The following is a 25,121-nucleotide window of genomic DNA, read 5'->3' as shown; positions in this document are numbered from 1 at the left end:
GCGCTTGTCGCCACCCCATGGTGGCGTCGCACATATTCAGCACCCCTTACACGTGGAGAATGAATTCCTGTGAACTCGACCAATCGCACCGTGGTCGTCACCGGTATCGGCGCAACCACACCGTTGGGTGGCGACAGCGCATCGACCTGGGAGGGTCTGCTCGCCGGCCGCTCCGGAGCGAGGCTCATCGACGATGAGCGCTTCGCTGACCTCCCGGTCAAGATCGCCGCGCTGGCGGCGGTCGACCCGAGCGAGGTGTTGCCGCGTCCGCTGGCCCGCAAGCTGGACCGCTCGGCGCAGTTCGCGCTGATCGCGGCCCGGGAAGCATGGGCCGACGCCGGTTTCACCGGACCGGCCGGCGAGGACGAGCAGGTCGAGCCGACCCGGCTCGGCGCTGTGGTCGCCTCCGGCATCGGTGGCGTGACGACCCTGCTGGACCAGTACGACGTACTGAAGGAGAAGGGCGCCCGGCGGGTCTCCCCGCACACCGTGCCCATGCTCATGCCGAACGGCCCGTCGGCCAATGTCGGCCTGGAGGTGAACGCCCAGGCGGGTGTGCACTCCCTGGTGTCGGCGTGTGCGTCGGGCGCGGAGGCGATCGGCTACGCCATGGAGATGATCCGCAACGGCCGTGCCGATGTGGTCATCACGGGCGGCACCGAGGCGGCGATCCACCCCCTGCCGGTGGCCGCTTTCGCCAACATGATGGCGATGTCCAAGAACAACGAGGAGCCGCAGAAGGCTTCCCGCCCCTACGACAAGGGACGGGACGGGTTCGTCCTCGGCGAGGGCGCGGGTGTGATCGTGCTGGAGTCGGCCGAGCACGCGGCCAAGCGCGGGGCCCGGGTGTACTGCGAGATGCTGGGCCAGGGTCTGTCGGCGGACAGCCACCACATCGCGCAGCCCGAGCCGGAGGGTCGCGGTATCGCCGCGGCCATGCGCAATCTGCTGGACTCCTCGGACCTCAAGCCGCAGGAGATCGTCCATCTGAACGCTCACGCCACCTCGACTCCGCTCGGCGATGTGGCGGAGGTGAAGGCACTGCGTCAGGTGCTCGGCGACGAGCTCGACCATGTGGCCGTCTCCGCGACGAAGTCGATGACGGGTCATCTGCTGGGTGGCGCGGGCGGTATCGAGACGGTGGCGACGGTGCTGGCGCTGTACCACCGGGTGGCTCCGCCCACGATCAACGTGGACGAGCTGGACGAGGAGATCGACGCGGACGTCGTGACCGGGAAGCCGCGTCCGCTGCCGGCGGGCACCGTCGCGGCGATCAACAACTCGTTCGGCTTCGGCGGCCACAACGTGGTGCTGGCGTTCCGGACGGTCTGACCGCCCGAACCGGCCGTGCCCGGCCGGCGGTCCGGTCAGGCGGAGGCAGAGCTGCGGCAGGCCCGCGCCCTGGGTGAGAACCAGGGGCGCGGGCCTGCGTCATGGTGGAACGCGCTCCGGCGCGGCCCGCCCGGTGCTCTGACGCCCTCGCGCCGGCGGTCTGGTGGGGCGCCCGGCCGCCGCGGTGGGCGGGCAGTCGGCCGACCGCTGGAGGGAACGTCACCGCCCGGCCGTCACAGGCGAACAGCGGTGAGTGCGGGGCCCGGGTGGCATCCGCACCACGTAGTGCGGCGCTGGACGGCTTGAGCGCTGGACGACTTGGTGGAGCCCGCGGCCGGTCCGGCGGCCCGTGGCGGCAGGCACAGGCTTTTCTCCGCCGTCGCGGGTCCAGCCGCGACCGCCGGAGGTCCCGGCCGGGCACAGGGAGGTTCACAGGCAGGCTGGTGCGGCCGGTAGCGCTGTAGCCGCGGCTCAGACCACCTGGTGGAGCCAGCGGACCGGGGCGCCCTCACCCGCGTGGCGGAAGGGCTCAAGTTCGTCGTCCCACGGCTTGCCCAGCAGCTTCTCGATCTCCGCCGAGAGCTCGGTCTCACCCTGCGCGGAGCGGACCATGGCCGCCCGCAGCCGGTCCTCCGGGATCAGGATGTCCCCGTGCATCCCCGTCACGGCGTGAAAGATCCCCAGGTCCGGCGTGGCGCTGTAGCGTTCGCCCTCCGCGGTGGCGCACGGCTCGGAGGTCACCTCGAAACGCAACAGATGCCAGCCCCGCAGGGCGGACGCCAACTTCGACGCCGTACCGACTTCGCCCTTCCAGGAGAACTCGGCTCTCCAGGTGCCCGGCGATGCGGGCTGACGGATCCAGTCGAGCTGGACCCTGAGACCGAGCACACCCGCTACCGCCCATTCGACGTGCGGACACAGCGCGCGCGGTGCGGAGTGGACATACAGAACGCCGCGTGTCGTCACCGGGACCTCCAGTGTGGGACGAGGATCGCCTTCCCAACGGCCTCAGTAAACAGCATCACGAGTGAATCTCCGCAAAAGGGACAGTATGTGACGTGATGCAATTTACCGGAGCCGCCGGAGCCGATGGGCACGATGCCTCTGGATCGACGGGGAAAAGCTACCCTGCGCAGGTGACCGCGGGGTGACGTAATCTCGGTCCAGGGACCGTACGCACCAATGCTTTCACTCGGCAGGACCTCGGGGGCAGCCAGTCGACACGGAGGGGAACGGGATGCGCGCAGAGCGCACACCGCAGAAGACCATGCAGCCACGACGGACCAGACCAACACGTGACACGCGACTCTCCCGCCGCGCCCGTACGACCGCGGCACTGACCACAGCCGCGCTCCTGACGGCCGGTGTCCTCACCGGATGTGACTCGTCATCCGACACCCAGACCAAGGGCGCACCCGCCAAGAAACGCATCATTCCCACCCCTGTCTGGGATCGCAGCCCCGACTCCATCGCCGCCGTGGGTGACTCCATCACCCGTGCGTTTGACGCCTGTGTCGTGCTCTCCGACTGCCCCGAGGCGTCCTGGGCAACCGGGACGGATGTCCAAGTGCGCAGTCTGGCCACCCGGCTGATCGGCGAGCCCACCGCGGTCGCCCAGCGCGCCTGGAACTACGCCCGGACGGGCGCCGAGGTCGCGGACCTTCCCGCGCAGATGACCAGGGCGGCGGCCCAGAAGCCCGAGTTGGTGACGGTGATGGTCGGCGCGAACGACGCCTGCGCCGATGCCACGACGCTGATGACTCCGGTGGAGGACTTCCGCGCGTCCTTCACCCATGCGATGCGGGAGCTGCGGCGTACCGCCCCCAAGACCCAGGTCTATGTCTCCAGCGTGCCGGACCTCAAGCGGCTGTGGTCCACCGGGAAGGGCAATCCGCTGGGCCGGCAGATCTGGAAACTGGGCATCTGCGCCACCATGCTGGGCGACGCGGAGGATCTGAGCGCCAAGGCGGACCAGCGACGAGCCCTGGTACAGGAGCGGGTCGTGGCGTACAACGCGGTGTTGAAGGACGTGTGCGGCAAGGATCTGCGCTGCCGGTACGACGGCGGGGCGGTGTTCGAGTACCGCTTCGACGGCGATCTCCTGAGCCGCTGGGACTGGTTCCATCCGAGCAAGGTCGGGCAGGGACGGCTCGCGGAGATCGCCTATCGGAACATCACGGCGGCCAAGCCACCCGTCTGAGGGCAGTCGGACCCGCCCGGGGCGAACCCCCGAGAGGACCTGATCACCAGCGGAGCGCCTCCGGTTGTGCCTCAGTGCGCCGGAGGCCGCCCGGCGCACTGACGGCGCCCGCCCGAGTGCCCCCGGTGTGACCGGTCTCGGGCGGGTGCCATCAACGATGGGCCAGCCACCCGACTGGAGCAATCCCAGAGAGTTGGGATTGCTCCCCTTCGTGAATGCGTGGAATCAATGTCCCAGGGGCTGTTGACGGATTCAACGGGGAGGGATGGCCAGGCAACGGAAGTGGGTGCGCCCATGCCTCGGCTGCGGTTCGACGAACCCTGGGGCGGCCCTGGTCCGTTTTCCCCATTCCCCTCGGCATTCCCCTCGGTGTCGGCAGCGAGCGAGCCACATCCAACGGCTCGGGACATCGAAAGCCAGGAGGGGCAATAACCCAGAGGCGCGGTAAAGGCAGCAACAAAGGCGGCGGCCAGGTGCGAGACGACTTCGGACCAGGTGGGAATGGCGATCGGGGCCATAGCCGGCGGTGCCGCCGCCGTGCTGCTGGCCGCGAAGGCTGCCCCGCTGGCCGTGGTCAACCCGCCTGCCGCGGTCCACACGGCGCAGGCGGCCTTCGCCGTGGGCATTGGCCAGGGGGCGAAGCTCGGCGTCAAGGCATCACAGGCCCTGCGGTGGCACAAGCGCGCTCAGGGCCTGGTCAAGCCTGACGCGCCCCTGGTGACGAGGGGTTGAGTGGAGCGCCCCCTGACCTACGGGGAAGGGGGGCCACCGCATCTGACCGACGGTCATCGGGATAACTGCGAGGACCAGGGCGGGGAGCGCCGCGCGCCGATCTGTCCGACGCCCGGGCTCGACATCTCGACATCTCGACATCTCGGCCCCGAGCGGCGCGCTGCGGCAAGCCAGGGAACGAGCAGTCGACCGCACGCACCGGCGGCCCATGGACCGTTCCCGGTATCTCGCAAGGAGCTTCCGTACCAGGAGCTTCGTACCAGGATCTCCCGGTCGGAGCTTTCCGGTGGGAAGCATCGGATACCAGATCGGAATGAGCGCTTTCACCACCGGTCCGCCGAATCCGTTCGGCTCAGGGGGAAATCCCTTACCGGGGCATTCCATCCGATGACTCGGATGGCCGGAATGATCTCTCTAGCCAGGGCCTCGGCACCAAGGCGATACTTCCGCCACCCCCCAACGGAAGGATCGCCCCCAGTGTCCCCGATACGCGCCCGCGCGACCGTGGCCGGCACCGCTCTCGCCGCCGCGCTCACCCTCGCCGTCCCACTGCCCGCAGCGGCTTCGGCGCCCGCCACCCCATCCCCTGCCACCGTCGAGGAGGCCAGGCTCGCCCACGCGGTGCCCCAGGAGATCCTGCGGCGCAGTGGATTCGACTCCGTGGCACCCCGCTTGGGCAGTGCCCTGGCGCGGGCGCGGACCTTCGAGCAGGCGCGGAAGGCGGTTCAGCACCACGGTTCAGCGCTCTGGGAGCGGGCGGTGGACCGGGCGCAGGGCCGGGGCCCCGCCCTGGGAGACCTCAGCCGGGATGACGATCGGCCGCTGTACTGGGCGCGGCTGGGAATGTCGCTGGAGGTACGGCAGTGGCAGGCTCGGTTCGCCGTGACGGACGCTCAGCGCGCCCGGCTGCTCGATCACCTGGAGCGTTCCTCACGGGGCCAGGACTCGATCGACCTTCCGTCCAGCGACCGTGTCAAGCGGATCGTGATGACCGGCTTCGACCCCTTCACCCTCGATCGTGACATCCGGATCAGCAACCCCTCCGGGGCCACCGCCCTGGCCCTGGACGGAACGTTGATCCAGACGGCGGACGGCCCGGCGCGGATCGAAACCGCGGTCTTCCCGGTGCGGTGGTCGGACTTCGCGGCCGGCTCGGTGGAGCGGACGCTGCGCGGGCAGCTGCCGAAGGCGGACCTCTTCACGACGGTTAGCCAGGGTCGGGTGGGCCGGTTCGACATCGAGCGGACCAACGGCGCCTGGCGGGGCGGGTTCCCGGACAATCTGAATGTCTCGCGTACCGAGACGGTGCCGGTCTCCGACCCGTCCTCGCAGCCGCAGTGGACTTCCACGACGCTTCCGTACGCGGCCGTCGTCGCCGGCAACACCGGGCGCTTCCCGGTCTATGACAACACCTCGGTGACGGAGATCCCGGCCGGGGGCACCACACCCGTCCAGGCCCCGAAGGGCCCCACCGCGGGCTCCACGGCCCGAGCCGGCGGGGGTGGTGACTATCTGTCGAACGAGATCGCCTACCGGGCGACCCTGCTGCGCGACCGGCTAGGGCTCACCACCGCGGGCGGGCACGTCCACACACCGGTGCTCCAGTTCGGCGCGGGGAACACCACCGAGGTCACGGACCCGGTGTTCGTCCAGAACCGGCTGGACATCATCGCCCAGGTGCGCTCGATCATCCGGGTGGCGGCGGAGTCGACGGACTAGGGCTTCCATGTGCCGGGGGCCGCCTCGGGATCGGGCTGGACCGGGCCTCCGGCTAGCCGATCCAAGGGCGCCCCCGGGTGCGTCCGTGTCCATCGCCGTTCCCCGAGCCGGCGCCCGGGGAACGGCGAGACAGCTACGCCTTGCGTCCCGAGGCCGGGCCGGCGCCACTGCCGTACGCCCCCTGGGCCGCGTCCGAACCCCCTACATACGGCGCGGGTCCGGCGTCGTCCCGGGTGTCCGGAGCGCCGGCGGGAGCGTCATCGTCCGCGGACGGCCTGATGTGGCGCACCATCAGCGTCGCCCCCGCCACCGCGCCGGGCATCAGGAAGACGGCGACGAACGGCACGATGAACGCCAGCGCCAGCGGTACCCCGAAGCCCAGGGTCATCATGCGGTGTCCGCGCAGCAGTTGGAGCCGTTCCTTCAGCTCGACTCCGCGTCGTTGGAGGGCGACGGCGGTGAGCTCCTCGGCGAGGAAGTACCCGGTGACGCAGAACCCGAGGACCGGAACGACGGTCTGACCGACGACCGGGATGAATCCGAGGGCGAAGAGCAGGATGCCGTAGCAGGCGACCCGGAGCAGGACGCGGAGCGAATCCCGGGCTGAGATCCATAGCTCGCGCCAGAGCGGCAGCCCGGACTCGGGGACATCGCCACCCTCGCTCCGGTCGACCTGCTCGGAGAGCGACTCATAGAACGGCTGCCCGATCAGCAGGGTGACCGCGGTGAAGGTGATCACCGACAGAAAGAGCCCCAGCACAAAAAGAAGTCCGGTCAGAAATCCGCGGAAGAGTCCCAGCCAGGGCGAGGACCAGTCATCGGCGAACGGTGTCGCCCAACCCACCGCGTCGTCGGCGCCGTAGGCGAGTCCAACGAGCGCGCCGAGATACAGCAGAAGGGTCAACAGCCCTGGCAGCAGGCCGAGTCCAAACCAGCGGCCATGTGCGCCTACCCAGCGCTGGCCCTTCATCAAGTAGCCGAAACCCACCCCGAAATCACGCATGCCGACAACCCTATCCGGGCTGATCGTCCGGTCCGTCCGGGCAACCGGCGGTTCACGACAGGAGAACAAAGTGGAATACAGGTCTTGATTGTTGCGGCCTACAACCGATAGACCCCTGCCTAACGATCGATGTGACACGTGTCGTGTCGTTCGACCCTCTACTCCCGGAGGCATCCACGCATGGGCATTTCCAGACCCGTTCTGGTCGCCACGGCCGCACTCGCCAGCGCAGTGCTGCTTGCGCCCGTTTCCGCCACCGCCGCTCCCGGATCGCCCAAGGCGTCCGACGATCGTCATCCATTGCGGGATCGTGGGGCGAGCGACTCAACGCTCTCTCCCCTCGCGCCGTTCGCCAAGGGGCGGATATCGGCCGAGGCGCAGGGACAGCAGACCGCTCGGCACAATCAGACCAACGGCTATCCGCGGCGCACCACCCTCAAGGCGCCGGCCGTCAACCCGGCGGACAAGTCGATCAAGCTGGGCCTGATTCCGTACCACTCGATCGCGCCGAAGCTGAACGACCTCCAGAAGCTGGGCAACCGGGTCAGTGTGGAGGTCGCGGGCAAGTCGGCGGCCGGCCATGAGCTCTATCTCGTCACGGTCACCGAGCCCGAGAGCTCCCGTGAGGCCCGCGAGCAGGAGCGGATGCGGGAGCAGATCGAGAACTCCTCGGCGTCCGCGGCCCGGGACCGGAAGATCAAGTCCTCGTACAAGACTCCGATCTTCATCAACAACAACATCCACGGCAATGAGTGGGAGGGCACGGACGCGGCCCTGAAGCTCATCGAGGAGTTGGCGAAGGCCAAGGACGCCAAGACGGCGGGCCTGCTCGCGAAGAACCGCATCTACCTCAATGTGACCGCCAACCCGGACGGTCGCATCGCGGGCACGCGCCCCAACTCCAACGGCTTCGACCTCAACCGGGACTTCATCACCGCGTCCCAGCCCGAGACGCGGGCGATCCGGCAGATCGCCATCGACAAGCAGCCCGCGGTCATGCTCGATCTGCACGGCTATGTCAACGGCACGCTGATCGAGCCGACGACTCCCCCGCACGGTGAGAACTACGAGTACGACCTCTTCCTGAAGAACTCCTACGCGAACGCGCTGGGCATGGAGAAGGCCGTCAACGGGCTTGGCTACACCGCCGAGAAGGACGGTGTGCTGCCCGCCGAGATCCCGTTCCGGGACCAGGCGGAGGGCTGGGACGACTTCCCGCCGATCTTCACCCCGCAGTACATGCCGTTCCAGGGCGCGGTGGCCTCGCACACCATCGAGTTCCCGATGCGGGTCAACAACTCCTCGTACGAATCCCTGTCGGTGGAGGAGCTGCGTCGACGCACCACCATCAACACGGCCATCGCGGGCGCGTCCATGCGGGCGACCCTCGACTACACCCAGACCAACCGCACCTCGGTGATCGCCGACCAGATCGAGACCTTCCGTCGCGGTGCCGCCGGTGAGGCCCAGCGGCCGATCTCCTCGGAGAACGTACCGGGCGTGCCCGGAATCGGTCCGGAGGACGTCTACACGACCACGTTCCCGCGGGCGTATGTCATTCCGGTCGGGCGGGACCAGCGCAGTTCGGTCGCCGCGGGCCGTCTGGTGGACCACCTGGTCGCCAACGACATCCGCGTCGAGCGGGCCCTGCTGCCGTTCAAGCTGGCTGGCAAGGTGCACGCGGCCGGTTCGTATGTCGTGGACATGCGTCAGCCCAAGCGCGGTATCGCCAATGTCATCCTCGCCGACGGCCGCGACATCAGCCCCGACGTGACGGCGATGTACGACATCTCGGGCTGGAGCCTGGGGCTCCTGTGGGGCGCGACCGTCCACAAGGCCACCAGCGGTGATCTGCGGATGATCAGCCGTGATGTGCACTCGGCGGGGCCGACCGGCTATGTCTCCCCGATCGGCGACATGAAGCTGCGCCTCGACGACCCGAAGGAGATCGCCGCGGTCAACTCGCTGCTGGCGCAGGGCGTTGCGGTACGGCGTACGGCCGATGGCGCGGCGATCGTGCCGAGTTCGGCGCGCAAGGCGGCGATCGATCAGGCGAAGCGTCTCGGCGTCTCCTTCAACGCGACCAGGGACCGCGGGGTCGCCCCGCTGAAGCGCACCAAGGTGGCCGCTTCGGTGACCGCGGGCGAGCTGTTCGCGCTGCGTGAGATGGGCTTCGACGTGGTGCCGGTCTCGACCGCCATCCTCAACGCCGGCTTCGACTGGAAGGGCACGGACGTGCTCTTCGTGTCCACCGGTCTCAGCCACGCCAGTCTGACGCCCGCCGCTCGTGACGCGTTCGCCGCCAGCGGTGTCGCCGTCGTCGGCCGTGGTTCGGGCGGTGGCAACTTCAACGCCGCGGCCAAGCTGATCCCGGTGACCGCGGTCGCGGCCAACGGCGACGCCAACGGTGTGGTGCGGGTGTCCAACACCGGCGGTGCGATCACCGGTGGCGCCCCGGCGCACACCTTCGTCTACTCACCGCTGTACTTCACCGGGCTGGGCTCGGGCGTGCGGGCGGAGCAGACGTACGGCACCGGCAACCCGCTGGTCTCGGGTCACTGGCGGGCGACCGCCAGCGGCACGGGTGGACCGGCCGACGCGGCGGGCAAGCCGTCGATCGTCAGCGGTACCACGGCGGCAGGTGCGCCGGTGGTGCTGTTCGGTACGGAGCCGATGTTCCGCAACCACCCGAAGGGTGTGTTCTCCCAGGTCGGACGGGCGCTGCTGACCCGCTGACCCAGGTTGGGTGAGGGCGGCATCCCCCGTGCGCGGGGGATGCCGCCCTTCGTCATGCTCGCCGTCGTCAACCGGAGGCGAGCCGGCCGTTGGGGCCGTGCCGGTACTCCGGGGGCTCAGACGGATCCGGAGGACCGGGCGAATCCGGAGGACCAGGCGAATCCGGAGGACCAGGCGAATCCGGAGGACCGGGGGGATCCGGAGGACCGGGGGGATCCGGAGCCTCAGCCAAGCGAAACGATCATCTTGCCGATGTTCTCTCCGCGCAGCAGTCCGATGAACGCGTCAAAACCGTTCTCGATGCCGTCGACCGTGGTCTCTCGGTACTTCAACTCGCCGCTGGCCAACCAGCCGGCCACATCCCGGACGAACTGCGGCTGAAGATCCACATGGTCCCTGACCAGCATCCCCTGAAGGCGCAGCCGCTTGCCGATGACATAGGCGAGGTTGCGCGGGGCGGGGGCGGGCTCGGTGTTGTTGTAGAGGGAGATCATTCCGCAGATGGCGGCGCGACCATGGACGTTGAAGGAGTTGAGGGCGGCTTCCAGATGGTCTCCGCCGACATTGTCGAAGTAGACGTCGATCCCGTCGGGAGCCGCCTTGCCCAGTTGCTCGGCGACCGGGCCTTCCTTGTAGTTGAAGGCCGCGTCGAAGCCGTACTCCTCGGTGAGCAGTCGGACCTTCTCCGCGGAGCCGGCCGAGCCGATCACCCGGGCCGCCCCCTTGATCCGGGCCAGCTGGCCGACCTGGCTGCCCACCGCGCCACCGGCACCGGAGACGAAGACCGTGTCGCCCTCCTGGAAGGAGGCGACCTCGAAGAGGCCGGCGTAGGCGGTGAGCCCGGTCATGCCGAGCACACCGAGATAGGCGGAGAGCGGGGCGAGCTCGGCGCTGACCTTGGTCGCGTCGGCCGCGGGCACCTCTGCGTACTCCCGCCAGCCGAGATTGTGGAGCACCTGGTCGCCGACCGCGAAGCCCTCGGCACGGGACGCGATGATCTCGCCGACCGCGCCCCCCTCCATGGGCTGCCCCAGCTGGAACGGCGGTACGTACGACTTCATGTCGTTCATGCGACCGCGCATATAGGGATCGACGGAGAAGTAGCGGTTGCGCACCAGAATCCGTCCTTCACCCGGCTCGGTCACGGGTACCTCGCGAAGGGCTACGTCTTCCGCCGTGGGCCAGCCGTGCGGGCGGGCGACGAGGTGCCATTCACGACTGGTCGCGGGAAGTGCGGACATGCGGGATAGCCTCCTGGAAAAGGTTCACTAGGTGAAACAACCATTGACCTAAATATTTCACTATGTCAAGTATCGGAGTACCGTGTGCGTCATGGCCCCACCGCGAAGTGACCCCCTGACACGCGAAGTAGTCGACCTCATCGGCACCATCGTGGCCCGATACAACTCGGAGTACGAGCAGGCAGCGGCGCAGCACGCACTCACCGGAGCCCAGGCCAAAGTATTGGGGCTGTTGACGGCCGAGGCACTGCCGATGCGCCGGATAGCGGAGAAGCTCACCTGCGAACCGTCGAACGTCACCGGGATCGTGGATCGGCTGGAGGCCCGTGGCCTGGTCGAGCGTCGGTCGGACCCCCAGGACCGCAGGGTGAAACTGGCCGTACCCACCGAGGAGGGCGCGAGCACGGCCCGCCGGCTGCGGGACTCGCTGGAGTTCGCGGGTGAACCCCTGGCCCAGCTCTCGGACGATGAGCGCCGGGTGCTGCGGGACCTGCTGAAGCGGGTGCTGGGCGCGGAGAGACCCGGCTGAGGGCTGGCCCACTGACGGCTGCCCCGCTGATGGCTGCCCCGCTGATGACTGACTTGCGCACTGATGGCTGACCTGTTGGGGATTCGATCCCCGATCCCGGCGAACAGCCCCTAGACGCACCACCACAGGAACCGCTCACAGCTCTCGGACGGCGCCGGCTCGGGCAGCGGAGGCGGCGAGACACGAGGCTGCCCCGGCCTGGTCGAACCGCTGGGGCCGGCCGTCGCGGATGGCTGCTTCGGGGTGGGCGCCGGCGGTGAGGTAGCCGTACGGGAGGCCGGCCCGGTCGGGGACGGCCCGCCGCCGCGTTCCGCCCGGGAACGGGTGGTGGGGTCCGTCGGGCGCTGGGGCACCGGGGCGCCCCTGGTCGCCGGCGGCTCGATCACCTCAGCCGGCCGCTTCGGGGATTCGCCCTCGGTCGAGGGCTCCGGCGCAGGCTCGGTCTCGGTCCTGGCGCTCTCCTTGACGGCCGTGGCGGCGCCGTCGTCGTCACCGGTGAGTTCGAAGAACCCCAGCGCGCCGGCCGCCAGGGCAAGCCCCACGCCCCCGATCAGCGCCTTGCGCCCGCGTCTGGTGCGAGCCCGGCGCGCGGCGGTCCTGGGCGGAGCGGTGGCACCACGCCGAGCAGGCGCCCGCCGCGGGGGCACCTGGTCCCACTCGATCACCTCGGCCCCGTCGACGCCCTCGTTGAACCCCCGCCCAGGTCCGGGAGGTCCGGGCTGACCCAGCGGGCCGGGGGGCGGCTGGGTGACCTGATCGGCGGGCGTACCGCAGCCGGCGCAGGCGAGCGCTCCATTGAGGTGTCGTCGGCATGGGAGGCAGTAGTCCATGAGGCAGAAAGGCTATGAGGCTGATGGGGTTAGAGGTGAGGGACGGTGTGAGGATCCAGTGAGGGAACATCACCCATGCGAGTGGATTCACGTCACGCTTCTGACGTCAGCGTGGGTGTCAGGCGGGGCAGGATGGTGCCCATGACCGCCGCAGCGCCCTTGGGGCCCCTTGACTTCCAGCTGGTCCTACTGCGGCGGATGGCTGACTTCCACCCGGAGCTGGTGGACGACGCCCGGCGGGAGCTGGGGGCCTCGACCGCCGTCATGCGGGAGGCGAACCGACGCTGGCAGGCCATGGTGCGTTCGCCTGGGGGCCGAGGGTCCCTCAGCCGGTACCGCTCGGTCCTCGGCGAACCCGAGCTCGTCGAGCGCAAGCGCGTCGGCGATCTGGAGTGCGACGCGCTGCTGTGGCCGGTGCCGCTCTGGCCCGATCTCCGCTTTGAGGTGCTGGCCGCGGCCAAGGGCGGGGCGGTGTGGAACGAATGGCTGGTACGTGCCCGAGGCGCGGCGGGGCCGGAGTTGACCACCGCGGACGATCTGCGCCCCTGGTCCTGCACGGTCGACGAGGCGGCGCGGGCCTTCGCGCCCGCCACTCCCCTCCAGGGCTCGGCCCCCACCCGCTGGGGGCTGTCGCTGACGCTCCCGGGCGGGGAGATCCGTACCGCGGAGTTCTGCTGGGGACTGCTGCAACGGCTGCTGTGAGGCGGCTACGGCGGCCCCACCGCCCCGATGGGCCCATCGGGGCGGCCCGTCCGGGCCGCCCCGGAGACATGACCCACCCAGCGCGCTTCCCCGCAGTCGCGGGGACCGCCAGCGGGTCGCCGAGCGCGGGGGCGGCTGACGTCCGGCCGACGTCTTGCGCGCGCCCGTTCCGAACCCAGGAACCAGGCCGGATCGACCGAGGAGCCAGGCCGGATCGCCGACGCGTGAGGCCACCCACCGGCGAGTAGACACTCCCGGGCGCGGCCCCGCCGGAGTCAGCCGCCCGGGGTGAGCGGCATGGGCCACCGGAGTGTCCGATGCCATCGGGAAGGCCGTCGGCGGGCTTGCGAGCCGCCGTCTCACCCTCACCCACGACCGCGGTCGGCAACCCTGAGCGACCCTGCGGTCACACCCCAGAAGCAACTTCCGAACCTTAGGAAAACTTTCGAAAGATATTGACTATTCGAATCTATGGCTTATATACCTACGATACTGGCCATGAGTGGGCGCCGGGCGCGACACCGTTCCGGCCGAAGCCCGGAAGCGGTGCCTCAAGGTTTTTCGTCAGCTCCACCAACGACGGGACATGAGAAATGGCGAATCGACTTCTGATCAAAAACGGTTTCGTGGTCTCGCAGGACCCCGCGATCGGGAACCGCCCGGAGACGGACATCCTGGTCGAGGACGGCAAGATCGTCGCTGTCGCACCGGGCCTCGACACCGTCGACGCCGAGGTGGTGGACGCCACGGGCACCGTGGTGATCCCCGGCTTCATCGACACCCATCGCCACACCTGGGAGACCGCGACCCGGGGACTGCTGCCCTCGTGCACCATCGACCAGTACCTCGGCGCCATGATCGCCACCCTGGGCCCGGCCTACCGCCCGCAGGACATCTACGCGGGCAATCTGCTCGGGTCACTGGAAGCGCTGAACGCCGGCATCACCACACTGGTCGACTGGTCGCACTGCAACAACACCCCCGAACACACCGACGCCGGAATAGCCGGGCTGCGCGAAGCCGGCATCCGCGCCATGTACGCACACGGCACACCCGCCAGCGCCGAGGCATGGGTGGACAGTGTGCTGCCCCACTCCGAGGACGCCCGCCGGGTACGGTCCGAGCACTTCTCGTCCGACAACGATCTGCTCACTTTCGCCATGGCCCTGCGCGGTCCGGGAATCTGCCGCCCGGAGATCGTCGAGCACGACTGGCGCCTCGCACGCGAACTCGCCTCCCGGATCACCGTGCATGTCGGCATGCGAATCACCGGACTCCACACCCAGGCCGTCAACGAACTCCACAAGGCCGGTCTGATGGGACCGGACACCACCTATGTCCACGCGACCACGACGACCGACGAGGAGATCCAGCACATCGCGGACACCGGCGGCACCATCTCCATCGCGCCGTATGTGGAGATGGTCCTCGGACTCGGCCACCCGCCCACCGGCCGGGCCATGGACAGGGGTCTGAACCCCACCCTGAGCGTGGACGTCGTGTGCACCGCACCCGGCGACATGTTCACCCAGATGCGCACCGCCCTCGCCCAGGACCGCATACGGTCCTTCGGCGACGATGCCGACGTCCCCTTCACGGCCCGGCTCACCCATGCCGACCTGCTCCAGTTCGCCACTCTGAACGGAGCGATCGCCTGCGGCCTTGAGGACAGGGTCGGCTCACTGAGCATCGGCAAGGACGCCGATATCGTCCTCATCCGCGCCGACAGCATCAACACCATGCCCCTGGTGGACCCCGTCGCCACGGTCACCACCAGCGCCGACACATCGAACGTGGACACCGTCATCGTCCGAGGCGAGATCCGCAAGCGGGACGGCCGGCTGGTCGGCGTCGACATGCCCCGCCTACGCGCACTCGCCGAGGAGTCCCGCGACAGCGTGCTGACCGCCGCCGGACTCACCCCGGAATGGCAGCAGACCAACGCGGGCGTCCGGTAGCTCGACCTGCACCTGCAACCTGAGAAGAGAGAGCTTCGCCGTATGAATCCCGTGCCGCCCGGCGAGGGGCCCTGATGGGGAACGAAGGCCCGTGCCGGACGGCTCGGGGCACACAGGGACGTCCGCCACCCCGCGACCGTCCGGCACATGAGAGATGGTGTCCGTACGGTATTCGGTCCTCAGTCGGCAGCGACCGGGCCACCCAAGGCAAAGGCGGCGACGCAGTCATGAAGGCAGCTGTTATCACCGAACTGGGAAAGGCCCCGCACTACGGTGATTTCGATGACCCGCAACCCGCCGAAGACGAGGCGGTGGTCACCATCACGGCGGCCGGGGTCAATCACTTCACCGTGCTGATGTCGTCCGGGAAGTTCTACGCCACCCCTCCGAAGGTGCCCTTCGTGCCGGGCAGTGACGGGATCGGACTGCTGGAGAACGGCAGCCGGGTCTTCTTCGATGTGACCGTTCCCCCGTTCGGAGCCTGGGGTGAACGGGCGCTGGTCCCGCGCGATGCCCTGCTGGCGGTGGACCCGGCGGCCGACGACATCTCAGCGGCCGCCGTGGGCAACAGCGGGCTGGCGGCCTGGACCGCGCTCAGTTGGCGGGCAAAACTCGTCCCCGGGGAGACCGTCCTCGTCCTGGGGGCCGCCGGGGCGCTCGGCCGGATCGCCGTACAGGCGGCCAGGGCACAGGGCGCCGGACGGGTGGTGGCCGCGGATCTGGGCGGGGAGAGACTCACCGCCCTCACCGGCATCGGTGCCGACGCCGTCGTCGCCATCGATGGCGACGACGGCGATCCGGCCCAACGACTGCGCGAGGCGACCGACGGCGGTGCCGACGTCATCATCGACCCGCTCTGGGGAGCCCCGGCACTGGCCGCCCTCCAGGCCGCCGCGCAAGGCTGCCGCCACATCCAACTCGGGCACATGGCCGATCCCGAGATGACACTCCCCGCGGCCGTCCTGCGCTCCCGCGGCGTGGACCTACGGGGCTACGCCCTGTTCCAGTGCCCGCTACCGGTGCGCCAGGACGCCTATCTGACACTGACGCGGCTGATCGGCGAACAGACGATCGCCGTGGACGCCGAGGCGGTTCCGCTACGGGATGTCGGAGCGGCCTGGGAACGCCAGGTTCACGGGGCGGGTAGGAAACTCGTCCTGGTTCCCTGACCCCGGGCACTGTCCTGGCTCCCTGGCTCCCCCGGGTCAGGGAGCGGATGTGCTCACCGCAGACGGATTCACCCGACCACGGATTCCCCCGAGCGGCCTACTCAGCGCGCGCCGGCTCCGCCGCCGCCCGACGATGCGATCAGGTACCGCACTCGGGAGGATTCGCCGTGACCGTCAGTCTGGAACAGTTGCGCCGCTGCCATGTCGCCGTCGACCTGGGGGCCGCGCGGACCAGGGTCTTCGTCAAGGGTGTCGGTCTCGTTGTCGATGAGCCGAGTGTCGCCGCCGTGAACACCCGCACCGGTTGCCTGGTCGCCGTGGGCGCGCTCGCCGAGCAGATGACCGGCCGCACCCCCGACTACATCCAGGTCGCCCGTCCCGTCTCCGGCGGCACGGTCGTCGATATCGACATGGCCCAGCGGATGCTCCGCCATCTCCTCGGTGAGAAGCTCCGCCGCCAGCTGCGCCGCAAGCCGAGACTGCGCGCCGCGGCCTGCACTCCCCACCTCAGCGATCCGCTCGCCCAGCGCGCCGCCGTGGAGACGCTCGTCGGCCTCGGTGCGCGGCGGGTCGTCCTCGTGGACACCCTGATCGCGGCGGCGGTCGGCTGTGGTCTTCCGGTGGAGCAGCCGACGGCGACCATGATCATGGTGTGTGGTGCGGCGACCACCCAGATCGCGGTGCTCTCGCTCGGCTCGATCGTCACGGCCGCGCGGGTCCCCGTCGGCGGCAACGCCATCGACCATGCGGTGATCCAGCATCTGCGCACCCAGCACGAGCTGATGCTGCCCAGCCAGTCGGTACGCCCCCTCCAGATCGCGCTGCACGGCAACGGCCTCACATCCAAGGGCCCGGAGTCAACCGAGATCCACGGTCGGGACGTGGCCACCGGACTGGCGCGTTCGGTGCATGTGAACACCGCGGCCGTCCGCAACGCCATCCACACCCCGCTCACCTCCGTACTCGACGGCATCGGCAAGGTGCTGCGGGACTGCCCACCCGACCTGGTCGCAGACCTCGCTGACCGGGGGATCATGATGGTGGGAGGCAGCGCACTGCTGCCGGGTTTTGATCAGATGCTGCGGGACGCGACCGGAATGCCGGTGCAGATCGCGGAACGGCCGGACATCTGTGCTGTCCTGGGTCTTGGCGCCATGCTGGAGGGCAAGATCCAGCCGTTGGTGCTCAACCCGCTGGCCGAGGTCGAGTAACAGCGGAGGCACACCAGGCGTGAACGGTTCGAAGGGTGAAGAAACGGATCAGCAGGAGCGCCACGCGCCACCCCTGGAGGAGGACGCGGCACCGAAGCTCCCCTTGCTCCTCGAAGCGGTACTCGGTATCGGCATCGACCTGGACCTGCCCACCACGCTCCAGTACATCGTGGACACCGCGACCCAGGTGGCCGGAGCGCGCTTCGGGGCGCTCGGCGTCGTCGACCCCGACCGCAAACAGATCACGGAGCTCTTCACCTCGGGCATCACCGACGCGGAGCGGGAGCAGATCGGCGCGCTGCCGACCGGGGAAACCGGGTTGGTGGGCACCCTGATCCGCGACCCCCAGCCGCTGCTGATCAACGATGTCACCACCGACCCACGGGCCGCCGGCGTCCCGGAGGGCCATCCGGCGATGCGGTCCTTCCTCGGGGTGCCGATCCGGGTCCACACCGAGGTGTTCGGCAATCTCTACCTCTCCGAGAAACGCAGTGGCCCTTTCACCGAGGACGATCTCGCGGTGCTCCAGGTCCTCGCGTCCCAAGCCGGTATCGCCATCGGCAATGCCCGTCTCTACGCCAGCGCGCGGCAGCGGGCGCGCTGGATCGAGGGGGCGGCGGCGGTCACCAACGCGCTGCTGACCGGGGAGAGCGCCGAGGACGCGTTGATGACCGTCGCCGAACAGGCCCGCATCCTGGCCGACGCGTCCGCCGGAGTGGTGCTCCAACCCACCGCGGATGGCGGCATGGAGATCGTGGCCGCGTCCTCGACGGATGACCCGGGCGATATCGTCGGTACGACCATCGCGCCCGGATCGCCCGTGCTGGTCCAACTCCTCGGCGGGGAGCCGGTGTTCATCGAGGACTCGGCGACGGACCCCCGGATGACCACGCATGTCCGCACCCGCTTCGGCCCTTCGATGATGCTGCCGCTGCAGAGCGGTGGCCGGTTGATCGGCACGCTCGCACTTCCCAGAAAGCGGTACGGGCGCCCGTACACGGCGGTGGAGAGGCTGCTGGCCACCCAGTTCGCCTCGCAGGCCGCGCTGGCCCTGGTGCTGGCGGACGCCCAGCACAACCGCGAGCAGTTGGCGGTGTACGAGGACCGCGACCGGATCGCCCGCGATCTGCACGATCTGGTGGTGCAGCGGCTGTTCGCGACCGAGATGATGCTGGAGTCCACCCGGCGGAGGGACACCGCGGGGAACGCCGATGAACTGCTCTCCCGGGCGGTCGACGAGTTGGACTCGACCATCCAGGAGGTGCGGACCGCGATCTTCGCGCTTCAGCAGCCGCCCACCGAGACGCCGTCGAGTCTGCGCAGTCGGGTGCTACGGGAGACGGCCGCGATCTCGACCGCCTTGGGCTTCCGGCCCTCGGTGCGTTTCCGTGGCGCGGTGGACGCTCTGGTGCGGGAGCCGACGGATCAGCAGTTGCTCACGGCACTGCGCGGGGCGCTGACGGCGGTGCGGGAGCGGTCGGACATCTCCGTGGTCGAGGTGGATGTGGACGCGACGATCCAGTTGCCGGACGGCACGGCCGGGGTTCGACTGATGGTGCGGGATGACGGCCGTGGCGAGGACACCGGCGCGGGGACCACGGTGAGTTGGCAGGCGCCCAGGTAGGGACCCGGCCGTCCCGCTCAGCGGGTAGGGCCGTCGATCGCGGCTCGCAGGGCGATGCGGGTGTGGGACTGGGCGACGCCCGCCTCCCGTTTCAGGGTGCCGAGGAGGGCGTTCAACGCTGTGGGGTCGGCTGCCCTGGCCCGTACGAGATAGTCATGCGCGCCCGTTACGTGGACCACCTCGGTGATACCGGGCAGCCGCAGTGCCACCCGTTCGAACTCCTCGTTGGTGGTGTCGGGCCGCAGGGTGATGTCGATGAAGACGAGCAGTCCGGCCCGGGAGTCGGCGGTGGGGTCGATCAGTGTGGTGAAGCCCCGGATGACACCGTCGCGGACCATTTTGCGGACCCGGTCGGCGGCCGCGTTGGCACTCAGCCCGACCCGTACGCCCAGATCGCGGTAGGAGATCCGCGCATCCTCCCGCAGTACACCGAGGATTTCGCTGTCCAGTGGGTCCATTCCGCGATTGTCGCAGCCCACACCGGAACACGGCCGCGTGAGCGGCGGCCCGCCCCCGATAGTGCCGTGGCATGGGCGATATAGCGGAGACAGCGGTGGCGGGCGCGGTGGCGGGTCTGGGAGTGGCACTGCCGATGGGGGCGGTCGGGGTTCTCCTGGTCCAACAGGCCCTACGCGACTACCGGGGCGCGGTGGCGGGCGCGGCGGCGGTCGCGCTGGTGGACATGGTGTACGCCGGGGCGGCGACGGCGCTGGGGCCGCTGGTGGCGTCGGCGCTCGCGGACATCGAGGCATGGGTGCGGCTGGTGTCCGCGGTGGTGTTGGGTGTGATCGCGGTCCGGGGGCTGCTGGCCGCACGGGCATCGGCTCAGCCCGACGAGGCGCCCATCGCTCCCCCACCACCTGTGGCAACCGACGCGCCCGGACGGTCGCCTGGGCACACCGCGGCACAGCGGGGCGGCGGCTCACCCGCTCGGGTCTTCCTACGGTTCGCCGCGCTCACCTTGATCAACCCCACCACCGCGCTCTACTTCGTAGCGCTGACCACCGCTCAGGGGGCCGCGCTCGGCGCGGGCGGAATGGGGGTGGTGTTCGTGGCCGCGGTCTTCGCGGCCTCGCTGGTGTGGCAGCAAGCGCTGGTGGGGGTGAGTGCCTACGCCGGGGCACGGCTGACGAACACGGCTCGGGTGTGGACGTTCCGGCTGGGTTTCATGCTGGTGGCGGTGTACGCGCTGAAGGTGGCGCTCCCCCTGCCGGCGCTGTGAATACCTTGCGGGCGAACCGGCTCCGGTGCGCCGGTCGGGGTGGTTCCGCTCGCCGGGAGGCCGGTCGCTGGCCTGACTCGGCTCCCGTACGGCCCTGGCGCCAGGGCTAGCCCGATGCACGCCATGTCCACCGGTGACATCGTCGTGGCGGTCACCGGCGTAGCGTCCGCTGAACCGAGAGGCCATTCGCCTCCATCTGACCGGCATGGCTGACAGGTGGCAGGTGATGGCAGCCAAAAACTCCCGACCATGCCGGTCAGCGCCTCGCCCGAGCGGGGAGCAGGCGGGGAGAATGGGACAAGCCGTGCCGTCTTGACCCCGCCCACGATGGAGGAACGACGAGTGAGTGACCTCTTCCCCGCGCTCGAATCCGGATCGGACCGGCCCGCGCTCCGGTTCGGTGAGCGCCGACTGACCTATGGCGAACTGGCCGGCGCGGCGGGCTCGCTGGCCCTTCGGGTGGGTGGCGCCTCGCGGCTCGCTCTCTGGGCGACACCGACGCTGGAGACCGCGGTGGGTGTGGTGGCCGGGCTTCTCGCCGGGGTGCCGGTGGTTCCGCTGAATCCGAAGACCGGCGAGCGGGAGTTGGCGCATATCGTCGCCGACAGCGCCCCGGCGGCGGTACTGGCGGGACCCGAGGTCAACCTACCGGGGGCCCTTGGACTGCTGGAGCGCGTTGACATCCCCGTCGCCGGGACGGTCGGGCCGCTACCGGAAGACCCCGACCCGCTCACCCCCGCACTGATCGTCTACACCTCCGGTACGACGGGTCCGCCGAAGGGCGCCGTACTGCCGCGACGGGCCATCGCCACCAACCTCGACGCGCTGGCGGACGCCTGGGACTGGACCGCCGACGATGTGCTGGTGCACGGGCTGCCGCTGTTCCATGTGCACGGTCTGATTCTGGGCATCCTCGGGCCGTTGCGCCGAGGCGGTGAGGTGCGGCACCTGGGACGGTTCTCGGTGGATGGCGTCGCCGAGGAGTTGGGGGACGGCGGCACCATGCTCTTCGGGGTGCCCACGATGTACCACCGGCTGGCGGAGGTACTCGGCGGTACGGGCGCGCCGGGCGTCGAGGGCGAGGAGTCGGGCCGGGCGGTGGCCAAGGCCCTGGCGGGCGCACGGCTGTTGGTGTCCGGGTCTGCGGCGCTGCCCCTCCATGACCATGAGCGCATTGAGGCGGCGACCGGCCGCAGGGTGGTGGAGCGGTACGGGATGACCGAGACGCTGATCAATACCAGTGTGCGCGCCGACGGTGAGCCACGGCCTGGTTCGGTGGGGATCCCGGTCAAGGGGGTGCGGCTACGGCTGACCGATGATGACGGCTCGGCGATCACCGCGCGTGACGGCCAGAGCATCGGCGAGATCCAGGTGCGCGGCGAGAGCCTCTTCACCGAGTACCTCAACCGCCCGGAGGCCACCGCGGCCGCCTTCGACGGCGCGTGGTTCCGTACCGGCGACATGGCGGTACTGGACCCGGACGGTTCGGTCAGGATCGTGGGGCGGCGGGCCACCGACCTGATCAAGAGCGGTGGCTACAAGATCGGCGCGGGCGAGATCGAGAACGCGTTGCTGGATCATCCGGGTGTCCGTGAGGTGGCGGTGACCGGGGAGCCGGACGCGGATCTCGGTGAGCGGGTGGTGGCGTGGATCGTGGCCGCGGAGCCGCACGCCCCACCGCCGGAGGAGGAGCTGATGGCTCATGTGGCCCTTCAGCTCGCCCCCCACAAGCGCCCGCGTACGGTTCGGTTCCTCGATGCGCTACCGCGCAACGACATGGGAAAGATCATGAAACGCGCCCTGGGAGCCGGGCCGCCGGCCTGATTCCTGGGCCTCTCCGCTCGGGTGAGCGGCTGCCGCGGCCGGAACGCCGCCCTTCAGCCGCTCACCTCGATATCCGCCGCTTCCCCCCGGTCACCGACCCGGCGGCGACCGGATCTCCGGGGGCAACGCTGGGACCGGATCCTCCTGGGCACGACCGGGACCGATCCCGCTACGCCGCCGTGGGATGGGCCCTCCAGGACCTCGCGCCCGTAGCGGGGTGGGTCACGGGCGGTAGACGTGCAGATACTCCACCTCGTAGGACATCTCCGTGGTGTCCAGGCTGGGTGCCGGGTGGTAGCGGCCGGCGCAGACCGAGAGGTTGACGATGAGATAGGCGCGCCAACGCCGTCCCACTCCACGGCGGTCTGCGAAGACCTGTACGCCGTTGATCCACCACTGGACCGAGCGAACGCCGAAGTCGACCCGTAGGACCACCCAGCCGCCGGGTCTGATCGCGGGGTCACGGTAGTAGCGGTGGCTGCCCCTCACCCGGTTGGACAGTTCCAGTAGGTCTGGGTTGTCCGGGTGGTATTCAAAGACATCGATCTCCTGGTCGCCGTCGAGCCAGGTCCAGATCGCCGGCCAGGCACCCATCTGCTCCGGTAGTCGCACCCGGGCTTCGAGCGCGTCGCCCGCGCGGACCATGAATCCCTCGTCGCTGCCTTCGGTGGTCAGCAGGCCGGCATCCCATTTGCCGTCCGGACGGCGAGTGGCCCTGAAGACACCGGTGCGGCTGTAGGAGGGGTCCTCTACCAGGTAGTCGAGTTTGTTGTCGCCGGGGTTGGTGGGGCCGCCATTGGGATACGCCCAGGAATGCCCGGCGACCCATTGGGTGGTGGAGGCGAAGTCGGCGGTGAAGACCGGGGTGGGCGGGTCCGGGGTGTCGATGTTCCCGGCCCTACCGCTGTCGGCGTCGACGGTCGTATCGCCGGCGGTATCGGCGGCCGCACCGCCGAGCCGTCCCCAGAGTCGTTTGAACCAGGCGAGAAGGTCAGTGAGCACGTGACTCCTCCCAGTGCAGGGAATCCCTGGAGCGGTTCTGCCCGCAGCGGAGCGGCATATGCCGACACGCTCACCGAAAGTAATTCACCTATCACATAAAGCCACGAACGAGGGTTCGGCTCCCACTCCCCAGGAACCCGAAACGCCACAACGCGCCTGGCGAATGCATGGACAAGACCCACCAAAAACACCCGCGGGCGCCCGACGAGGCAAATCCGACCGCCCATCGTACGAATAGCGTTCGATTATCTGGTTTCGACGCGCGCCACTCCCCATGGCCCCCTAGCGTGAAGAAGAGTCGAAAACACGTTCCACTGAGGGGTGGTGCCCCATGGCCGTACAACCAGATGGCACTCCGTGCTGGGTCGATGCGATGTTCCCCGACATCGAGGGGGCGAAGAGTTTCTACGGCGAACTCCTCGGGTGGACCTTCGGCGACCCGGCAAACGAATTCGGCGGCTACACCACGGCCTACTCCGATGGCAAAGCCGTGGGTGCGATCGTGCAGCGAATGCCCGGTATGGACGCCCCCGCCGCCTGGACCCTCTACTTCGCGGCATCGGACGCCGCCGCCACCACCGCGAAGATCCGCCAGAACGGCGGCACGGTGGCGGTGGAGCCGATGGCGGTCGGGGACCTCGGGACCATGGTCCTGGGGGCAGACCCATCCGGTGTCTCCTTCGGTGCCTGGCAGGCGGGCAAGCACCAGGGATTTGAGAAGAAGAACGGCGAGCACGGCGCCTATGCATGGTCGGACGTGTGCTCCAGGGAGGTGGCACGGACCGATGCCTTCTTTCCCGCCGTCTTCCCCTTCCACGTCCAGCGCATGGATGAGGAGGGCGTCGATTTCCGGCTGTGGAGTGTCGGCGCGGACCCGGTGGCCGGCCGGATGAAGATCGAGAACGAGTTTCCGCCGGATGCCCCGCCCTTCATCAATGTGCACTTCTCCGTACCGGACGCCGATGCCGCCGCCGCGAAGACGACCCAGCTCGGTGGGAAGGTCCTGTGGGGACCGATGGACAGCCCGTTCGGCCGGTTCGCCACCGTGACGGACCAACAGGGCGCGGTGTTCACGGTCTTCGATCTGGACAAGCAGACGGGTGAACCACCCCGCTTCATCTAGCCCCGCCTCATCTGACGGCGCGGCACGGGCCGTGGGCGAGCACCCCGCGCACCTGCGGCCGAACCCCCGGGCCAGGTCTCCGGTCGCCCCAGTCCCCGACCCGACCCGGACGAACCGATGAGTTCTGTTCGCCCGGCGAGTCCTACCACCGTTGTCGACAGCACAGGAGGAACACGTGGCTCAGCTACTGAGGGTCCAGAACTTCAGCGTTTCGAGTGACGGCGTCGGTGCCGGTGAGGACCAGACCCTTGAGAGGCCGTTCGGCCATGTCGCGCCCGAGCGGCTGTTCGCCTGGGCCGGAGCCACGGCGAGCTGGCCCATGCGCACTGACTCCGGAGGCAGCCGGGGCCTGGATGACTACTTCACGCGGGACTTCGCCCGCAATATCGGCGCCGAGATCATGGGCCGCAACAAGTTCGGTCCCCAGCGCGGGCCCTGGCAGGACCACGAGTGGCAGGGCTGGTGGGGTGACGAGCCCCCGTTCCATACCCCGGTGTTCGTCATGACCCACCACGAGCGCCCTTCGTTCACGCTCTCCGACACCACCTTCCACTTCGTCGACGGCGACCCCGCCACGGTCCTCGACCAGGCACGGGAAGCAGCGCGGGGTAAGGACATCCGGCTCGGCGGCGGAGTCACCACCATCCGGCAGTTCCTCGACGCCGACCTCGTCGACACCCTGCACGTGGCCGTCTCCCCGGTGAAGCTGGGGTCCGGCCTACGGCTCTGGGAGTCGCCCGACGAACTGGCCGACCGGTTCCATCTGGAGGTCGTGCCCAGTCCGAGCGGAGTGATACACCATCTGTTCTGGCGAAGGTGATTTCAGGGGCGACCCGATCGCGGTCTCCGCAGTCGCCCGTTCCGACTGGATCCGTCCGATCTGCCGGCCTGCTTCTGACACCGGGTACCGGCCAGTCGCCAGCCGGAGCGCCTCCACGGCTGCGGCCTGAGGCAGAGCGAGCGG

General features: G+C 69.3%; 21 protein-coding genes. 15 read left to right on the top strand and 6 right to left on the bottom strand.

Annotation, left to right across the window (positions count from 1 at the left end; all coding sequences use genetic code 11):
* Positions 1-69: 69 nt before the first annotated feature.
* On the top strand, positions 70-1,332 hold the full coding sequence (gene fabF / locus NBG84_RS10040; RefSeq protein WP_250918978.1) for a beta-ketoacyl-ACP synthase II: 1,263 nt from the start codon (positions 70-72) through the stop codon (positions 1,330-1,332).
* Positions 1,333-1,803: 471 nt separating this feature from the next.
* On the opposite strand, the gene NBG84_RS10035 is transcribed toward fabF, so the two are convergent.
* Positions 1,804-2,298 carry a DUF3145 domain-containing protein gene (locus tag NBG84_RS10035; RefSeq protein ID WP_250918977.1) on the bottom strand — a complete coding sequence of 165 codons (495 nt, stop codon included), beginning with the start codon at positions 2,296-2,298 and terminating at the stop codon, positions 1,804-1,806.
* Between the two features lie 301 nt (positions 2,299-2,599).
* Between NBG84_RS10035 and NBG84_RS10030 the strand changes: the two genes are divergently transcribed.
* The 3 genes from NBG84_RS10030 (at position 2,600) to NBG84_RS10020 (ending at position 5,983) form a co-directional block, all read left to right on the top strand.
* The gene (locus NBG84_RS10030) at positions 2,600-3,532 is read left to right on the top strand and encodes an SGNH/GDSL hydrolase family protein (protein ID WP_425608612.1); all 933 of its coding nucleotides are present in this window, start codon (positions 2,600-2,602) and stop codon (positions 3,530-3,532) included.
* 501 nt (positions 3,533-4,033) lie between these two features.
* The gene (locus tag NBG84_RS10025) at positions 4,034-4,264 is read left to right on the top strand and encodes a hypothetical protein (protein ID WP_250918975.1); all 231 of its coding nucleotides are present in this window, start codon (positions 4,034-4,036) and stop codon (positions 4,262-4,264) included.
* A gap of 477 nt (positions 4,265-4,741) precedes the next feature.
* Complete coding sequence (locus NBG84_RS10020; RefSeq protein WP_250918974.1) at positions 4,742-5,983, top strand: pyroglutamyl-peptidase I; 1,242 nt, start codon at positions 4,742-4,744, stop codon at positions 5,981-5,983.
* Positions 5,984-6,116: 133 nt separating this feature from the next.
* On the opposite strand, the gene NBG84_RS10015 is transcribed toward NBG84_RS10020, so the two are convergent.
* Positions 6,117-6,986 carry an EI24 domain-containing protein gene (locus tag NBG84_RS10015; RefSeq protein WP_250918973.1) on the bottom strand — a complete coding sequence of 290 codons (870 nt, stop codon included), beginning with the start codon at positions 6,984-6,986 and terminating at the stop codon, positions 6,117-6,119.
* Positions 6,987-7,166: 180 nt separating this feature from the next.
* Between NBG84_RS10015 and NBG84_RS10010 the strand changes: the two genes are divergently transcribed.
* Positions 7,167-9,722 (top strand): M14 family zinc carboxypeptidase, encoded by a 2,556-nt coding sequence (locus tag NBG84_RS10010; protein ID WP_250918972.1) that lies wholly within the window; start codon positions 7,167-7,169, stop codon positions 9,720-9,722.
* 224 nt (positions 9,723-9,946) lie between these two features.
* Here the strand turns inward: NBG84_RS10010 and NBG84_RS10005 are convergent, their stop codons facing one another.
* A complete protein-coding gene (locus NBG84_RS10005; protein ID WP_250918971.1) occupies positions 9,947-10,963 on the bottom strand; it encodes an NADP-dependent oxidoreductase in 1,017 nt (338 codons plus the stop codon).
* A 91-nt stretch (positions 10,964-11,054) separates the two neighbouring features.
* Here NBG84_RS10005 and NBG84_RS10000 point away from each other — a divergent pair, with 91 nt between their 5' ends.
* On the top strand, positions 11,055-11,492 hold the full coding sequence (locus NBG84_RS10000; RefSeq protein WP_250918970.1) for a MarR family winged helix-turn-helix transcriptional regulator: 438 nt from the start codon (positions 11,055-11,057) through the stop codon (positions 11,490-11,492).
* A gap of 110 nt (positions 11,493-11,602) precedes the next feature.
* On the opposite strand, the gene NBG84_RS09995 is transcribed toward NBG84_RS10000, so the two are convergent.
* Positions 11,603-12,322, bottom strand: coding sequence for an SCO2400 family protein (locus NBG84_RS09995; protein ID WP_250918969.1), 720 nt, complete (start codon positions 12,320-12,322; stop codon positions 11,603-11,605).
* Between the two features lie 141 nt (positions 12,323-12,463).
* Here NBG84_RS09995 and NBG84_RS09990 point away from each other — a divergent pair, with 141 nt between their 5' ends.
* The 5 genes from NBG84_RS09990 (at position 12,464) to NBG84_RS09970 (ending at position 18,986) form a co-directional block, all read left to right on the top strand.
* Positions 12,464-13,024 (top strand): hypothetical protein, encoded by a 561-nt coding sequence (locus tag NBG84_RS09990; RefSeq protein ID WP_250918968.1) that lies wholly within the window; start codon positions 12,464-12,466, stop codon positions 13,022-13,024.
* A 593-nt stretch (positions 13,025-13,617) separates the two neighbouring features.
* Positions 13,618-14,982 (top strand): amidohydrolase family protein, encoded by a 1,365-nt coding sequence (locus NBG84_RS09985; protein ID WP_250918967.1) that lies wholly within the window; start codon positions 13,618-13,620, stop codon positions 14,980-14,982.
* A gap of 227 nt (positions 14,983-15,209) precedes the next feature.
* Positions 15,210-16,151 (top strand): quinone oxidoreductase family protein, encoded by a 942-nt coding sequence (locus tag NBG84_RS09980; protein WP_250918966.1) that lies wholly within the window; start codon positions 15,210-15,212, stop codon positions 16,149-16,151.
* A gap of 167 nt (positions 16,152-16,318) precedes the next feature.
* A complete protein-coding gene (locus NBG84_RS09975) occupies positions 16,319-17,362 on the top strand; it encodes a rod shape-determining protein (protein ID WP_250918965.1) in 1,044 nt (347 codons plus the stop codon).
* A 19-nt stretch (positions 17,363-17,381) separates the two neighbouring features.
* Positions 17,382-18,986, top strand: a complete 1,605-nt coding sequence (locus NBG84_RS09970; protein ID WP_425608601.1) for a sensor histidine kinase — start codon at positions 17,382-17,384, stop codon at positions 18,984-18,986.
* 17 nt (positions 18,987-19,003) lie between these two features.
* Here NBG84_RS09970 and NBG84_RS09965 read toward each other — a convergent pair whose 3' ends face one another.
* Positions 19,004-19,444: an Lrp/AsnC family transcriptional regulator gene (locus NBG84_RS09965; protein ID WP_250919158.1), complete on the bottom strand. Its 441-nt coding sequence runs from the start codon at positions 19,442-19,444 to the stop codon at positions 19,004-19,006.
* Between the two features lie 71 nt (positions 19,445-19,515).
* Here NBG84_RS09965 and NBG84_RS09955 point away from each other — a divergent pair, with 71 nt between their 5' ends.
* Both NBG84_RS09955 and NBG84_RS09950 read left to right on the top strand, forming a co-directional pair.
* Complete coding sequence (locus NBG84_RS09955) at positions 19,516-20,208, top strand: LysE family transporter (RefSeq protein WP_285366544.1); 693 nt, start codon at positions 19,516-19,518, stop codon at positions 20,206-20,208.
* A 342-nt stretch (positions 20,209-20,550) separates the two neighbouring features.
* Positions 20,551-22,032: an acyl-CoA synthetase gene (locus tag NBG84_RS09950; RefSeq protein WP_250918964.1), complete on the top strand. Its 1,482-nt coding sequence runs from the start codon at positions 20,551-20,553 to the stop codon at positions 22,030-22,032.
* 222 nt (positions 22,033-22,254) lie between these two features.
* On the opposite strand, the gene NBG84_RS09945 is transcribed toward NBG84_RS09950, so the two are convergent.
* Entirely contained in the window at positions 22,255-22,920 is a 666-nt protein-coding gene (locus tag NBG84_RS09945) for a beta-glucanase (protein WP_250919156.1), read from the bottom strand.
* 445 nt (positions 22,921-23,365) lie between these two features.
* On the opposite strand from NBG84_RS09945, the gene NBG84_RS09940 reads away from it, so the two are divergent.
* Together NBG84_RS09940 and NBG84_RS09935 are read left to right on the top strand one after the other, a co-directional pair.
* Complete coding sequence (locus tag NBG84_RS09940) at positions 23,366-24,157, top strand: VOC family protein (protein WP_250918963.1); 792 nt, start codon at positions 23,366-23,368, stop codon at positions 24,155-24,157.
* A gap of 175 nt (positions 24,158-24,332) precedes the next feature.
* Positions 24,333-24,977 (top strand): dihydrofolate reductase family protein, encoded by a 645-nt coding sequence (locus NBG84_RS09935; protein ID WP_250918962.1) that lies wholly within the window; start codon positions 24,333-24,335, stop codon positions 24,975-24,977.
* The last annotated feature ends 144 nt before the right edge of the window (positions 24,978-25,121 follow it).

This window comes from Streptomyces albipurpureus (assembly GCF_023701525.1).
Taxonomy (GTDB): domain Bacteria; phylum Actinomycetota; class Actinomycetes; order Streptomycetales; family Streptomycetaceae; genus Streptomyces; species Streptomyces albipurpureus.
This window is presented reverse-complemented; position numbering and strand designations above follow the sequence as displayed.

Excerpts from the sequence above, each read along its gene's own strand:
- NBG84_RS09990 (WP_250918968.1), top strand. The coding sequence starts at position 12,464 with ATGACCGCCGCAGCGCCCTTGGGGCCCCTTGACTTCCAGCTGGTCCTA.
- NBG84_RS09980 (WP_250918966.1), top strand. The coding sequence starts at position 15,210 with ATGAAGGCAGCTGTTATCACCGAACTGGGAAAGGCCCCGCACTACGGT.
- NBG84_RS09955 (WP_285366544.1), top strand. The coding sequence starts at position 19,516 with ATGGGCGATATAGCGGAGACAGCGGTGGCGGGCGCGGTGGCGGGTCTG.
- NBG84_RS10000 (WP_250918970.1), top strand. The coding sequence starts at position 11,055 with ATGGCCCCACCGCGAAGTGACCCCCTGACACGCGAAGTAGTCGACCTC.
- NBG84_RS09940 (WP_250918963.1), top strand. The coding sequence starts at position 23,366 with ATGGCCGTACAACCAGATGGCACTCCGTGCTGGGTCGATGCGATGTTC.
- NBG84_RS10010 (WP_250918972.1), top strand. The coding sequence starts at position 7,167 with ATGGGCATTTCCAGACCCGTTCTGGTCGCCACGGCCGCACTCGCCAGC.
- NBG84_RS10025 (WP_250918975.1), top strand. The coding sequence starts at position 4,034 with ATGGCGATCGGGGCCATAGCCGGCGGTGCCGCCGCCGTGCTGCTGGCC.
- NBG84_RS09985 (WP_250918967.1), top strand. The coding sequence starts at position 13,618 with ATGGCGAATCGACTTCTGATCAAAAACGGTTTCGTGGTCTCGCAGGAC.
- NBG84_RS09995 (WP_250918969.1), bottom strand. The coding sequence starts at position 12,322 with ATGGACTACTGCCTCCCATGCCGACGACACCTCAATGGAGCGCTCGCC.
- NBG84_RS09965 (WP_250919158.1), bottom strand. The coding sequence starts at position 19,444 with ATGGACCCACTGGACAGCGAAATCCTCGGTGTACTGCGGGAGGATGCG.
- NBG84_RS10005 (WP_250918971.1), bottom strand. The coding sequence starts at position 10,963 with ATGTCCGCACTTCCCGCGACCAGTCGTGAATGGCACCTCGTCGCCCGC.
- NBG84_RS10030 (WP_425608612.1), top strand. The coding sequence starts at position 2,600 with ATGCAGCCACGACGGACCAGACCAACACGTGACACGCGACTCTCCCGC.
- NBG84_RS10015 (WP_250918973.1), bottom strand. The coding sequence starts at position 6,986 with ATGCGTGATTTCGGGGTGGGTTTCGGCTACTTGATGAAGGGCCAGCGC.